Source organism: Pseudomonas sp. DF11, from assembly GCF_058148565.1.
This window is the reverse complement of sequence record NZ_JBYVYN010000002.1, coordinates 644,906-659,525: the sequence shown is the minus strand read 5'-3', so window position 1 is coordinate 659,525 and position 14,620 is coordinate 644,906. Positions and strand designations below refer to the sequence as shown.

General features: G+C 56.9%; 11 protein-coding genes. 8 read left to right on the top strand and 3 right to left on the bottom strand.

Going from position 1 to position 14,620, the window contains the following annotated elements; all coding sequences use genetic code 11:
• Window positions 1-790: 790 nt before the first annotated feature.
• Window positions 791-3,520, top strand: coding sequence for a hypothetical protein (locus AC30D9_RS09655; RefSeq protein ID WP_490143942.1), 2,730 nt, complete (start codon window positions 791-793; stop codon window positions 3,518-3,520).
• A gap of 52 nt (window positions 3,521-3,572) precedes the next feature.
• Here the strand turns inward: AC30D9_RS09655 and AC30D9_RS09650 are convergent, their stop codons facing one another.
• Window positions 3,573-4,517 (bottom strand): GlxA family transcriptional regulator, encoded by a 945-nt coding sequence (locus AC30D9_RS09650; protein ID WP_490143941.1) that lies wholly within the window; start codon window positions 4,515-4,517, stop codon window positions 3,573-3,575.
• A gap of 192 nt (window positions 4,518-4,709) precedes the next feature.
• On the opposite strand from AC30D9_RS09650, the gene AC30D9_RS09645 reads away from it, so the two are divergent.
• The 6 genes from AC30D9_RS09645 (at window position 4,710) to AC30D9_RS09620 (ending at window position 10,193) form a co-directional block, all read left to right on the top strand.
• The gene (locus AC30D9_RS09645; protein WP_134926155.1) at window positions 4,710-5,654 is read left to right on the top strand and encodes a choline ABC transporter substrate-binding protein; all 945 of its coding nucleotides are present in this window, start codon (window positions 4,710-4,712) and stop codon (window positions 5,652-5,654) included.
• A gap of 71 nt (window positions 5,655-5,725) precedes the next feature.
• The gene (gene cdhC / locus AC30D9_RS09640; RefSeq protein ID WP_109755052.1) at window positions 5,726-6,613 is read left to right on the top strand and encodes a 3-dehydrocarnitine:acetyl-CoA trimethylamine transferase CdhC; all 888 of its coding nucleotides are present in this window, start codon (window positions 5,726-5,728) and stop codon (window positions 6,611-6,613) included.
• Window positions 6,614-6,755: 142 nt separating this feature from the next.
• Window positions 6,756-7,721: an L-carnitine dehydrogenase gene (locus AC30D9_RS09635; protein ID WP_307576589.1), complete on the top strand. Its 966-nt coding sequence runs from the start codon at window positions 6,756-6,758 to the stop codon at window positions 7,719-7,721.
• Between the two features lie 166 nt (window positions 7,722-7,887).
• A complete protein-coding gene (locus AC30D9_RS09630; RefSeq protein WP_490143940.1) occupies window positions 7,888-8,364 on the top strand; it encodes a thioesterase family protein in 477 nt (158 codons plus the stop codon).
• Between the two features lie 20 nt (window positions 8,365-8,384).
• A complete protein-coding gene (locus AC30D9_RS09625; protein WP_490143939.1) occupies window positions 8,385-9,548 on the top strand; it encodes a gamma-butyrobetaine dioxygenase in 1,164 nt (387 codons plus the stop codon).
• Window positions 9,549-9,929: 381 nt separating this feature from the next.
• Entirely contained in the window at window positions 9,930-10,193 is a 264-nt protein-coding gene (locus tag AC30D9_RS09620) for a hypothetical protein (protein ID WP_490143938.1), read from the top strand.
• A gap of 107 nt (window positions 10,194-10,300) precedes the next feature.
• Here the strand turns inward: AC30D9_RS09620 and gbdR are convergent, their stop codons facing one another.
• Both gbdR and AC30D9_RS09610 read right to left on the bottom strand, forming a co-directional pair.
• Window positions 10,301-11,404: a choline metabolism transcriptional regulator GbdR gene (gbdR, locus tag AC30D9_RS09615; RefSeq protein ID WP_039590608.1), complete on the bottom strand. Its 1,104-nt coding sequence runs from the start codon at window positions 11,402-11,404 to the stop codon at window positions 10,301-10,303.
• A 441-nt stretch (window positions 11,405-11,845) separates the two neighbouring features.
• Window positions 11,846-13,222: an L-serine ammonia-lyase gene (locus AC30D9_RS09610; RefSeq protein WP_134926160.1), complete on the bottom strand. Its 1,377-nt coding sequence runs from the start codon at window positions 13,220-13,222 to the stop codon at window positions 11,846-11,848.
• A 425-nt stretch (window positions 13,223-13,647) separates the two neighbouring features.
• Between AC30D9_RS09610 and AC30D9_RS09605 the strand changes: the two genes are divergently transcribed.
• The gene (locus AC30D9_RS09605; protein ID WP_307576596.1) at window positions 13,648-14,595 is read left to right on the top strand and encodes a choline ABC transporter substrate-binding protein; all 948 of its coding nucleotides are present in this window, start codon (window positions 13,648-13,650) and stop codon (window positions 14,593-14,595) included.
• Window positions 14,596-14,620: the final 25 nt, after the last annotated feature.

The window sequence follows — 14,620 nt, the reverse complement described above, 5'->3', positions numbered from 1 at the left end:
GCATTCGCGGCCAGTACGGAGGGGTTTCCCTGTTGCTGGAGGTTGTGGGCGACCCTGCTCTCGCCGCAAACCATCAATGCACAGATCTATGACCTCGCCCTGCCGGAGACGCTGAACAAGTATCAGCATGAGGCATACAAGGCGGCGTGTTCGGTGTTGACGAAGTGCTATAGCACCAGCTCGCCTCTCTTGCTCTAGGACAGTCCCGCCACAGAATACTTAAGCGTTCGCAACGGAAAATACCCGGACTGACTGAGCAGTCACTTATCCAATGCAATAGATTTTCCCAGAGTGGGCATTTTTGCAATGCAAACGATGATGGCAAAATAATTCTGCTCGGATTACCCTTCAAGAGGCAAAGGGTGCCTACAATAAATGATGATCTACCTAAGACGCAGAGGGACTACTGTGACTGGTCAGATATACAGTAAAAAATCAAAAAAAAACCACGGCCACCTTGCATACCGAGCCATCACACAACTGCAATCAACTAAAAATTCCTTCCTATACAACGAAAGCACAATACCATTTCAATCAGTCTTTCACTTACCCCTGCCAAGTTCCCTTAGTCCACATACAAATAATACGCTTTATATACATAAAAAAATCTTAAGCCTACCTGACGTCAAAAACACTATAACCCCAAAAAATTGGCACGAGAGCCATCAAACAAATACATCTTTACCATCCACCTCACAGCTATTCCTTTGCTTGTCAAGCACACAACCCAGGCCAAATAACAAATAACAAATAACAAATAACAAATAACACTCCAGGTAGGGAAATCGTAATGAGCAAAACTGAAAAAACAATCTGGATTGATAGCATCCAATTAAAACAGATAAATGGCGAGACATACATCCCAACAGTTATAACTTACAAGAGCGAGGAAGCATTTCTCATTGGATCAGAAGCTGAGGCAGAGGAATCCAAAGGTGAAATATCCAATAAAAATTTCAAAGTTGACTTGGGCGATATAATTGCCGGCTCATCTTTACTTGATAGAAAAAAATTTCACACAAATATCGACACTGAAAAAAGCGCTTTCGAGCTAACAAAAAATTTTTTTGAGAAAGTACTAGCTCACACATTGGCGTTCAAGACAAAAAATTTAGAACACCGTATAAATGCCAAAATAATTGTCGCCGAACCTCTATCTTTTCAGATAGAAACTCACGGAAAAAATTGGATAAAAAACTATCGAGACAATATAAAACGAATACTACACAACTTCGAATCAATTGATTTTCTACCCGAGCCCTTCGCTGTTTATCAATACTATAGATATGGCCTTCGAACTCCCCAACTGTCTGACAACATCAAGCACATTGCTCTTATCATAGATTTTGGCGGAGGCACATTTGATGCTTGCATCATCGAATCCACAAACAATGGAGATATCAGTCAAAGCGGGAAGCATGCAAAACCTCTAGCTGCCGCATCTATTCCAATTGGCGGATTTTATATAAACACTATATTAGCCGAATATTTAATAAAGCGTGATTTTGACGACCCCACCATAAAAAGTAAAATCGGACAACATATAACCATTGCCCAGAGATACCGCAAGGGAGAGCTAAAATTTGAGCAATTAAACGAAGAAAAACGCTCATTTATAAGAAATTTTGAGCAAATAGAAAAAGAGATAGAGCAGACAAAAAAAACACTTACTAATCAAATCACTGACTGGGCCCTTGGGTACACAACTTGCTATGAAAAATCACCGATAAAACTCCCTAAAAATCCTTTTATAGCTGATACAACATGGTATGAATCCGAGCTAATAGGACACCAATTTAAAACTGTTTTTGAACGAGACATCTGGGATAAGCAACTTAAAAAAACAATTTCCCAAGTGATCGCCAGAGGACGCGAGGAACTCAGAGGGCGCCCCATAACCTCAACTTTAATTTCAGGAGGATCTTCCAATATAAGAATTCTAGAAAAACTTCTCGAAAGAGATTTTTCTGAAGAGCTAGGACACGCCAGACCGTTACCTTTGAGTTCTTCCTTCCAAGAAGTCGTCGCAAAAGGGCTTGCTATTGAATGTGCTCGCCGCTACTTCGATCATGACAGCGAATTTATATCTGTAACTTACAACCCCATAAAACTAATATTAAACCCAGATGAAAAAGGACTGGAAAGCAAACGCTTTACATCTATCCACGATAAAATTGATATGTCCAGCACAAAAGATGGAGATTTAATCCCTTCAGCACAATCTTTAAAAAACTTCATCGACGAACCACTATCATGGAAAGTCAAACTATCATCTCCTCCAAAACGCTTTCTTGAGTACTATTTCTTGCGCCCCCAGGTTGAACCGTCAGGCATATCAATAGAAGAGCGTTATAATATTGAGAGTAGCAAAATCCATACGCGCGGCGATGTTTTTTTTGAAAGCAAGACAAAAGTCGAGCTTACAATCAAGGACGACGGAACCACCACCCCAAGATTCATATACGCATCAGGAAACCCTGACAAAAATATTCCAGAGACATCTTTCGAAGGAAAACCCTTTGTTATTGATATGACCTCTGATTCCACACACAAGCAAACGCAATTCTTTATAGGATTCGACTTTGGAACAAGCAACTCTTCGATATGCGAATTAACAGATCAAAATATCGTGACCATTACAAAAAGGTCAAATGACTCAACTTGGTCTGATCTAAGAAAAATACTCCCAAACCTCCCCTACCCAATAGCCATCCCACTGCGTAAATATCTACAGATCAACCATGAAAAAAATGCTATAGACCTTGCTCGAGATGCGTTTGAAGCAGCCCTCAGCTTTGCTGCTTACACTGCAGCCGCCGAAGCGAAAGCAAATAACGTGCTGGGCAAGTCCTTTAATGCATTTGCTCATAGATCCATGGGACCTCTTAAGTCACTTCTTGAATGCAGTTTGACAAACTTAAAATCCAACGCACACTTCTCAAAAGAATATAAAAAACTGTTTGCAGAACTAAAGCCTGAATTTGAACTAGCAATAACTCAATTCACAGACCACAAACACGCAAAATTGGAAAGCGGAAAAGTTGAAGCACATCGCCACCTAACATTAATAATGAACATTTGCAATCTAGCCTTAGAAGACCGGCTCTTTGGCTTTTTTGAGCGAATCTCCTCTTCTGGAATAAGAAGAAATCAATTCTCAGGATTATTTAGATCAGCAATCGACAACCAACCTTTTGTTGACACGCTGCTCTACAACGGAACAATTCCTTTTAGTCAAAGCGAGTGCCACATTTATGACAACGAGACCGGCAACTGTCTAACCCTATCCCCCCTTATTGTTTTCAGCGAACAAGCGAATACAACCCACCAATACCAGTGCAACATTTTTGACAAACAGGAAGGCTATAACTATTTATTTAAGCCTGTAGATACGGAAAACGTTTTTGATTCCGAGTCTGTTTGCGAAGGATTAAGAGAGCAGATAGTGGAGCAACTTTACTCTGACGAACCCTCAGTAGACAGGATAGTTAACATCCAGTTATCTAGCACTCCCGACTGAATCCTTTGAAAGGAAAATGCTCAAGAAGGAAAGAGTACTAGCGACATCAATGTTAAACGCTCAGCCGCCGCCGATCCTCCCGTGGGCAGCGCGCAAACCTGGCCCGATAGCTGCGGGTGAAGTACGACGGTGATTCAAAACCGCAGGCAATGCTCACTTCCAGCACGCTCATGTCGGTCTGGCGCAGCAACTGCCGGGCTTTCTCCAGGCGCAGGCGCAGGTAGAAATTGCTCGGGGTGTCGTTCAGGTGCAGGCGGAACAGGCGCTCGAGCTGGCGGCGGGTAACGCCGATGGACTCGGCCAGTTCAAGGGTACTCAGGGGCGGTTCGCTGTGGGTTTCCATCTCGCCGATGACGTGCACCAGCTTCTTGTTGCGAATGCCGTAGCGGCTGGCGATTTCCATGCGCTGGTGGTCTTTGCGTGGCCGGATGCGCCCCAGCACGAACTGTTCGCTGACCTGGATCGCCAATTCCGAACCATGGGCCTGGCCGATCAGATCCAGCATCAAGTCGATGGATGCGGTGCCGCCGGCGCAGGTGATGCGGCGACGGTCGATTTCAAACAGCTCCTGGGTCACGCTGAGCTGTGGATAAGACTCCTTGAACGCCTCGATCGCTTCCCAGTGTAGAGTCACGCGATGCCCATCCAGCAGGCCCGCCTCGGCCAGGACCACGCTGCCGGTGTCGATGCCGCCAAGGGTCACGCCTTCGTTATCCAGCCGATGCAGCCAGCGCTCCAACGCCGGGGTCATGAACTTGAGCGGTTCGAACCCGGCCACCACCCAAAGGGTCGCGCCCTTCTTCAGTGGCTCCAGTGCGGCATCGGCGTTGACCGACATGCCGTTGCTCGCCAGCACCGCCCCGCCATCGGCGCTCAGCACATGCCAGCGGTACAGCTCGCCGCGAAAACGATTGGCCACCCGCAACGGCTCAATGGCCGAAATGAAGCCGATGGCCGAGAAACCCGGCATCAACAAGAAGTAGAAATCCTGGGACATGGAGCGCACTCGGTTGACGGGTAGCGTGCGGACCTTGATACGCCAGTTGCAAGCGGTGTTCAAGCGCACAGGTCGCTGCAGTGCAAGAGCACGTCGCCGCTGTGCGTTTTGCCCCGCTCGGGGCTGCGTAACTTGGCATCACCGGCGCGCAGACTCCGGACCCCATAACAATAAGCTGCCGAGGAACCCGACATGAAACGACTGATCAGCTCCTGCGTTCTTGCACTTTGCGGTACCACTTTCCTCAATGGCGCCGCCATGGCAGCCGAGCCCGCCGCGTGCCAGAACGTGCGCCTGGGCGTGGTCAACTGGACCGACGTCATCGCCACCAGCGCCCTGACCCAGGTGATGCTCGACGGCCTCGGCTACAAGACCAAGCAAACCAGCGCCTCCCAGCAAATCATCTTCGCCGGCATCCGCGACCAGCGCCTGGATCTGTTCCTGGGCTACTGGAACCCGCTGATGACCCAGACCATCACCCCGTTCGTCGAGGCCAAGCAGGTCAAGGTGCTGGAACAACCCAGCCTCAAGGACGCCCGCGCGACCCTGGCCGTGCCGACTTATCTGGCCGACAAGGGCCTGAAGACCTTCGCCGACATCGCCAAGTTCGAGAAGGAACTGGGCGGCAAGATCTACGGCATCGAGCCCGGCTCCGGCGCCAACACCCAGATCAAGGCCATGATCGCCAAGAACCAGTTCGGCCTGGGCAAATTCCAACTGGTGGAGTCCAGCGAGGCCGGCATGCTCGCCGCCGTGGATCGCGCCGTGCGACGCAAGGAAGCGGTGGTGTTCTTTGGTTGGGCACCGCATCCAATGAACGTCAACGTGCAAATGACCTACCTCACCGGCAGCGACGACGCCCTCGGCCCGAACGAAGGCATGGCCACCGTGTGGACCGTCACCGCGCCGGACTACGCCCAGCAATGCCCGAACGTCGGACGCTTGCTGAGCAACCTGACATTCACTGCCGAGGATGAGAGCCGGATGATGCAGCCGCTGCTGGATCACAAGGACCCGTTGGAATCGGCCCGGCAATGGCTCAAGGATCATCCGCAAGATAAACAGCGCTGGCTCGAAGGCGTGACCACCTTCGATGGCAAGCCCGCTGCCGACAACCTGAAACTGACCAGCAACTGAATAACCGTCATCCATCTGCGCAGCACCAAACGGCTGCGCAGTGACTTACCACGCCTGAAGGAATCCGCACCATGAACCACGACGTCATCATCACCTGCGCACTCACCGGTGCTGGCGACACGACCGCCAAGAGCCCTCACGTACCGGTCACCCCGAAACAGATCGCTGCCGCCGCCGTCGAGGCGGCGAAGGCCGGGGCCACGGTGGTCCACTGCCACGTCCGCGACCCACAGACCGGCAAGTTCAGCCGTGACGTGGCGCTGTACCGCGAAGTGATGGAGCGCATCCGTGAAGCGGACGTCGACATCATCGTCAACCTCACCGCCGGCATGGGCGGCGACCTGGAAATCGGTGCAGGTGAGCGGCCGATGGAGTTCGGCCCCAACACCGACCTGGTGGGCCCGCTGACTCGCCTGGCCCATGTCGAGGAGCTGTTGCCGGAAATCTGCACCCTGGATTGCGGCACCCTGAACTTCGGCGACGGCGACACCATTTACGTCTCCACCCCGGCGCAACTACGGGCCGGGGCCAAGCGCATCACCGAACTGGGGGTCAAGGCCGAGCTGGAAATCTTCGACACCGGCCACCTGTGGTTCGCCAAGCAACTGATCAAGGAAGGCCTGCTGGACAATCCGCTGTTCCAACTCTGCCTGGGCATCCCGTGGGGCGCACCGGCCGACACCACCACCATGAAAGCCATGGTCGACAACCTGCCGGCGGATGCCGTGTGGGCCGGCTTCGGCATCGGCCGCATGCAAATGCCGATGGCGGCCCAGGCCGTACTGCTGGGCGGCAACGTACGGGTCGGTCTGGAAGACAACCTCTGGCTGGACAAAGGCGTTCTCGCCACCAACGGCCAACTGGTGGAGCGCGCCAGCGAAATCCTCAGCCGCCTCGGGGCGCGGGTGCTCACACCGGCTGAGGGGCGCAAGAAGATGGGCTTGACCCAGCGCGGCTGAGCCCAACCGGCACCTTTCCCTGTGGGAGCGAGCCTGCTCGCGATAGCGGTGCAACAGGCGACTGATGTGCCGACTGACATTGCGCCATCGCGAGCAGGCTCGCTCCCACATTTAGATCATCGACACTCTCAGGAAATCACCCATGAGCTTTATCACCGACATCAAAACCTTCGCCGCCCTGGGCAGCGGTGTGATCGGCAGCGGCTGGGTCAGCCGCGCCCTGGCCCATGGCCTCGACGTGGTCGCCTGGGACCCGGCACCCGGCGCCGAAGCGGCGCTGCGTAAACGCGTCGCCAACGCCTGGGGCGCACTGGAAAAACAAGGCCTGGCCCCGGGCGCCTCGCAGGATCGGCTGCGCTTTGTCGCGACCATCGAAGAATGCGTACGCGACGCCGATTTCATCCAGGAGAGCGCGCCCGAACGCCTGGAATTGAAACTCGAGCTGCACGCTCAGATCAGCGCCGCCGCCAAGCCGAACGCACTGATCGGCTCCAGCACGTCGGGGCTGCTGCCAAGCGAATTCTACGAGGGCTCCACCCACCCGGAACGCTGCGTGGTCGGCCACCCGTTCAACCCGGTCTACCTGTTGCCGCTGGTGGAGGTGGTGGGCGGCAAAAACACCGCGCCCGAGGCCGTGCAGGCGGCGATGCAGGTGTACGAATCCCTCGGCATGCGACCACTGCACGTTCGCAAGGAAGTACCCGGTTTCATCGCCGACCGCCTGCTCGAAGCGCTGTGGCGCGAAGCCCTGCACCTGGTCAACGATGGCGTGGCCACCACCGGGGAAATCGATGACGCGATCCGTTTCGGGGCCGGCTTGCGCTGGTCGTTCATGGGCACATTCCTGACCTACACCCTGGCTGGCGGCGATGCCGGAATGCGTCACTTCATGGCCCAGTTCGGCCCTGCGTTGCAGTTGCCGTGGACCTATCTGCCGGCGCCGGAGCTGACCGAGAAGCTGATCGACGATGTAGTGGAAGGGACCAGCGAGCAACTGGGCAGCCACAGCATTTCGGCCCTGGAGCGCTATCGTGATGATTGCCTGCTGGCGGTGCTGGAGGCGGTGAAGACCACCAAGGCCAAGCACGGAATGGCCTTCACCGAGTAACCCTTGGCTTTTGGGGCCAGCCTATCTGGCCTCATCGCGAGCAGGCTCGCTCCCACAGGGGATTTTCTGGGTGAAATAAATAGTGTTCACACCGCCAAATCCCTGCGGGAGCGAGCCTGCTCGCGATAGCGCCAGCCCAGTCACCACAACTGTCGGAACCCGGATCATGCCCACCCTCACCACCTACCAAACCCGCATCCTCCCGGAATGGGTCGATTACAACGGCCACCTGCGCGATGCCTTCTACCTGCTGATCTTCAGCTACGCCACCGACGCGCTGATGGACCGGCTCGGCATGGACAGCCAGAACCGCGAAGCCAGCGGCCACTCGCTATTCACCCTCGAACTGCACCTCAATTACCTGCACGAAGTGAAGCTCGACGCCGAAGTGGAGGTGCACACGCAAATCATCGGCCACGACGCCAAGCGCCTGCACCTCTACCACAGCCTGCATCTGGTCGGCGGCGATAAAGAGCTGGCTGGCAACGAGCAAATGCTGCTGCACGTCGACCTGGCCGGCCCGCGCTCGGCCCCCTTTACAGAACCGACCCTGGACCGCCTCAAAGCCCTGCTCGACCAACAAGCCGATCTGCCGCCTCCGGCGTACATCGGTCGGGTCATCGCCCTGCCGCCCGCCCGATAAGCCTCGAACAGGAGATCGCCATGAACACCGCTGCCGCTTTTGCCGACTTCCGCCGTTATCCCCTGATCTTCGCATTGACCGCCGCAAGGCCCTTGGCCGACCGGGTGCAAGTCACCTGGGCCGACGGTCGGACCAGCCCCTTTCATCATCAATGGCTGCGGGACAACTGCCCTTGCCCCCAATGCGTCTACAGCGTCACCCGCGAGCAGGTGCTGGAGATCATTGATGTACCCGAAGACTTGGCACCCGCCGCAACCCGCCTCGACGACCAAGGTTGCCTGTGCGTGGATTGGCAGGACGGCCACCAGAGCCGTTTCGACCCGGGCTGGTTGCGCGCCCACGCCTACGACGACCAATCCCGGGCCGAACGCCTGGCGAACAAGCCCAAAAGCCAACTGTGGCGGCACGACCTGCAATTGCCGGTATTCGATTACCAGGCGCTGATGGACGACGCCGATGCCTTGCTGAAATGGCTGCTGGCGGTGCGTGACATCGGCCTGACCCAAGTGCGCGGCGTGCCCACCGAACCCGGTTCGCTGAAGCTGATCGCCCAACGCATTTCGTTCATCCGCGAAAGCAACTTCGGCGTGCTGTTCAACGTGCAATCCAAGGCCGATGCCGACAGCAACGCTTACACCGCTTTCAACCTGCCGCTGCACAGCGATCTGCCAACCCGGGAGTTGCAGCCGGGGCTGCAGTTTTTGCATTGCCTGGTGAATGACGCCGAAGGTGGCGAGAGCATTTTTGTCGACGGTTTCGCCATCGCCGAGGCCCTGCGCCAGGAAGATCCCGAGGCCTTTGCCGCGCTGTGTGAAATCCCGGTGGAGTTTCGCAACAAGGACCGCCACAGTGACTACCGCTGCCTGGCGCCGATCATCGCCCTGGATGCCCTGGGACAGGTTGCGGAAATCCGCATGGCGAACTTCCTGCGCGGGCCGTTCGACACCTCGGTCGAGCAGATGCCCAGGCTTTACCGCGCCTACCGCCGCTTCATCGCCCTGACCCGCGAGGCACAATTTCGTTTGGTACAGCGCCTCGAACCCGGCCAGCTCTGGTGTTTCGACAACCGCCGCACGCTCCATGCCCGCAACGCTTTCGACCCGGCTACCGGGGCTCGGCATTTCCAGGGGTGCTATGTGGATCGGGATGAATTGTTGTCGCGGATTCTGGTGTTGCAAAGGTAGACCGCGTCATCGTTCATCGCGAGCAGGCTCGCTCCCACAGAGTTCTGTGCCGTTCACAAAATTCAATGTGGGAGCGAGCCTGCTCGCGATAGCGGTCTTTCCGGCAACCCATCTCCCCCTGATTCACCGAGGCAAAAAAATCCCCGATCAAGCCGTGACAGGATCGGGGCAGGTGCGTTACTGGAGGAGCTGTCGCGCGAGGGTGACCAAACCATCGTGAATCAGCTTGGGGTCAGTGTGCCCAGTCCAGGCCCGCGCAAGTTAGCCGAAAACGACGCCTCCATAGTCATTCATGACATGGCGACCATTTGCCCTTGCCGCCGCTTCGGGTGGCTACCAGAATCGAGACACGACCCCAATCCCTGAACAAGGAAAAGCGTCATGATGCACGCCGATTTGATCGACCAGGAAGACCTGCTGGGCCAGCTCAAGGCCCTGGGGCTGCCAATACCCAACGGCTGCACTGCCGAGCAGGCATGCGAGTGTGCCGTGCGGGGTTTGGACCAGGCCCGTGCCAATGAACTGCGCCTGATGGTCAAGAAGATGTACACCAGCAGTGCGACCATCCTGCCGGCCGTGCGCCAGGCGATCGATAAGCAATTGCTGCCGGCATTGGCGCAATACCAGCAGAACCACAACGCCTGATAGATCGCTTTCGCGAGCAAGCCCGCTCCCACATTCGCCCGTATTCTTCCTGAAGGAGCTCGGTTAAATGTGGGAGCGGGCTTGCTCGCGAATACAGGCGCCTCGGTTCAGAGCCTCACACTGGCAAACGTCGACTCATTGCGCGCCTGGCTCAACGCCGACAGCGGGCCTGACAGCGGCGACAGCACCAGTGCCTGTGGCAGCGGCATCATCGCCACCTGTTGCGTGGTGTTGGAACCTACGCGTTCGTCACGCGGTGGAATGCCGAAGTATTCGCGGTAGCACTTGGAGAAGTGCGGGGTGGAGACGAAGCCGCACACCGAGGCCACCTCGATGATCGACATCGGCGTCTGCTTGAGCAGTTGCCGCGCGCGAATCAGCCGCAACTTGAGGTAATAGCGCGACGGCGAGCAATGCAGGTACTTCTGGAACAGCCGCTCCAACTGACGGCGGGACACGGCGACGTACACCGCCAGTTCGTCCAGGTCGATCGGCTCTTCGAGGTTGGCTTCCATCAGCGCGACGATTTCCTGCAACTTCGGCTGGTTGGTGCCGAGCATGTGCTTGAGCGGCACACGCTGGTGATCCTGTTCGTTGCGGATGCGCTCGTAGACAAACATTTCCGAGATCGCTGCCGACAGTTCACGACCGTGATCGCGGCTGATCAGGTGCAGCATCATGTCCAGCGGCGCGGTGCCGCCAGAGCTGGTGAAACGGTTACGGTCGAGGGTGAACAGACGGGTGCTCATCGAGACCCGAGGGAAGGCTTCCTGCATCGCCGCCAGGCATTCCCAGTGCACGCTGCAATCGAACCCGTCCAGCAGGCCGGCGCAGGCCAGGGCCCAGCTGCCGGTGCAGACCGCACCGAGGCGACGGGATTGACGGGCCTGGCTCTGCAGCCACGACACGTGTTCACGGGTGACAGTGCGCTGGATGCCGATGCCGCCACAGACGATGACGGTGTCCAGGGACGGCGCCTTGTGCATGGAGGCGTCGGGGGTGATCTGCAAACCGTCGCTGGCCCAGACCTGGCCGCCATCGACGGTGAGGGTGGTCCAGCGATACAGCTCGCGACCGGACAATTGGTTAGCCATGCGTAGCGGTTCTACCGCGGACGCCAGGGAAATCAGCGTGAAATTGTCCAGCAGCAAAAAGCCGATGGATTGAGGCGCACGGTTCTGGGGTTGAGCCCCGGAGTTGGACGTCGTCATCGCGGTATCTCCTCACACAAAGCGGGTAATGGCCTCAGGCGGAGGCTCTTGTTATTGCCATCATTCTCTTGCCGAGACGGGCTTTATCGGGATAGAGCAATTGCCATGCCTAAAATTGAATGCGTGTTCAATAAATCCTGAAAACGACATCGCGACCTGTCTATATAAGGCGTGTGTCGAGTGCGGGTTATAAGCGCCATCAGTGGCGGCAGGCACCTGTCACAGCGGGCTGTGAGCAGATCGGTAGCACTTGTGGGAACTGGGCTGCGCCGCTTGCGCGACGAGTATCACCACAGGTACGGACGACGGACGGTCGAGGGGCGTATGGAGGCAAACCCGACAACCGGTGTCTTGTCTGTTTGCGACGCGCTAAAAGGTGGCGCGTTTGCGGATGGGTGTTCATTTTACGAGCAATTTGAGGTTCTTGTGGCGAAGGCAGCCTCAGCACTCCACCGCACTGACCGCCAAGCCGCCGCGCGAGGTCTCTTTATATTTGTCATGCATGTCGGCACCGGTATCACGCATGGTGCGGATCACCCGGTCCAGGGAAATGAAATGCTGACCATCCCCGCGCAGCGCCATTTGCGCGGCGTTGATGGCCTTGACCGCAGCGATCGCATTGCGCTCGATGCACGGCACCTGCACCAGGCCGCCCACCGGATCGCAAGTCAGGCCAAGGTTGTGTTCCAGGCCGATTTCCGCCGCGTTGCACAGTTGTTCCGGGGTGGCCCCGAGGATCTCCGCCAGGCCAGCCGCCGCCATGGCGCAAGCCGATCCCACCTCGCCCTGGCAACCGACTTCGGCGCCGGAGATCGATGCGTTCTTCTTGCACAGGATCCCGACGGCCGCCGCACCGAGGAAATAATCCACGACGTTGGCATCGGTGACCGCTTCGCTGAATTTCATGAAGTAATGCAACACCGCCGGAATGATCCCCGCCGCACCGTTGGTCGGCGCCGTGACCATGCGTCCACCGGCGGCGTTCTCCTCGTTGACCGCCAGGGCGAACAGGTTGACCCATTCCATGGCACTGAGGGTCGAGCCAATGACGTTGGGTTTGTTCAGCTCTTGCAGGCTGCGGTGTAACTTGGCCGCACGCCGGCGCACATTCAAACCACCAGGCAGGATGCCTTCATGCTTGAGGCCCTGTTCGACGCAATCCTGCATGGCCCGCCAGAGTTTCATCAGGCCGCTGCGAATCTCATCTTCGGAACGCCAGACCTTTTCGTTGGCCAGCATCAACTCGGCCACCCGCAAGTTGTGGGTACGGCACAACTCAAGCAATTCTTCGGCACTGGAGAAATCATAAGGCAGCTCGGTGCTGTCCAGATCCACCACGCCGCTGGAGGCCTGGGCCTGATCGACGACAAAGCCACCGCCCACCGAGTAATAAGTGTCACGGTGCAACTCGCCGTTGGCGCCCTCGGCCACCAGGGTCATGGCATTGGGATGGAATGGCAGGTTCTCGTCGATCAGGCGCATGTCCCGGGACCAGATGAACGGCACCGGCAGGCGACCGTCGAGCAGCAGGGTCTGGGTTTCGCGCAGCCGCTCGATACGCGGGCCGATCTGCGACGGGTCGATTGCGTCCGGCCACTCGCCCATCAAGCCCATGATCACAGCGTTGTCGCTGCCGTGACCGATACCGGTGGCCGACAGCGAACCGAACAACTGCACTTCGATCCGACGCACGTCATTGAGCAGGGCCTTTGCCTTCAGTGTTTCAACGAACAGCGCCGCCGCACGCATGGGGCCCACGGTGTGGGAGCTGGACGGGCCGATACCGATTTTGAACAAGTCGAAAACGCTGATTGCCATTGCCGATAACCTCCAGAACAGGCACATCCGGGCGCAGGAGCGTCCGGTGACGGAGCTGCTACGCTCAACGCCGGGATGGCCGCATCATCCGGTTTTTACCTGGGGGCGCGACGTCTGACACCGACGCAATCATGCCTGGCAGCGCCGCCCCTTCCCGACCCCGGTTTTGCGCCGTTTTTCTGCGTGTCAGAGGTCCTCCAGGGGCGGAAAAAATCTGTAAACGACGTCACCAACACTGGATGCGACCATCCCTGTACTGGATACGACCCACCCTGTAGGCGTCAGATTTGCACTGGTACATGATCGGTTACGGCTCGTTTGCAAGGCCGCGTGTCAGAGAGTGCCCACGCGCCACCAACCGCAACATCCAATTAAGCGCGGTTGTCCTGACAGGACACTGCCGATAAAACACCAGGAGTCCACCCATGAAAGGTTCCACGTCGTTGTTGTTGGCCGCCATGCTGAGTCTTCCGATGCTGGCCAACGCTGCTGAACCCGAACAGTGCAAAACCGTCAACTTCTCCGATGTCGGCTGGACCGACATCACCGTGACCACCGCCACCACCAGCGTGGTGCTCGACGCTCTGGGCTACAAGACCAAGACCACCATGATTTCCGTGCCGGTGACCTACAAGTCCCTGGCCGACGGCAAGAACATGGACGTGTTCCTCGGCAACTGGATGCCGACCATGGAAAACGACATCAAGGCCTACCGCGAAGCCGGCACCGTGGACACCGTGCGCACCAACCTCAAGGGCGCCAAGTACACCCTCGCCGTGCCCCAGGCCTTGTATGACAAAGGCCTGCACGACTTCGCCGACATCCCCAAATTCAAGAAAGAACTGGACGGCAAGATCTACGGGATCGAGCCCGGCAACGACGGCAACCGCCTGATCCAGAGCATGATCGAAAAGAACGCCTTCGGCCTGAAGGACGCCGGCTTCAAAGTCGTCGAGTCGAGTGAGGCCGGCATGCTCTCGCAAGTCGACCGCGCCGCCAAGCGTGGCACCGATGTGGTGTTCCTCGGCTGGGCGCCACACCCGATGAACACCCGCTTCAAGATCCAGTACCTGACCGGCGGCGACGACTTCTTCGGCCCCGACTTCGGTGCCGCGACCGTGGCGACCAACACCCGCAAGGGCTACAGCCAGGAATGCAGCAACGTTGGCCAGCTGTTGAAAAACCTGGAGTTCACCGTCGACATGGAAAGCGAGCTGATGGGCAACGTGCTCGATGACAAGATGAAGCCTGAGGCCGCTGCCAAGGCCTGGCTGAAGAAAAACCCACAGGTACTCGATACCTGGTTGGCTGGCGTGACCACCATTGACGGTAAACCTGGCCTGGAAGCCGTGAAAGCCAAACTTGCGCAGTAACTGCTTATGTTATGCCGGGCGGGTT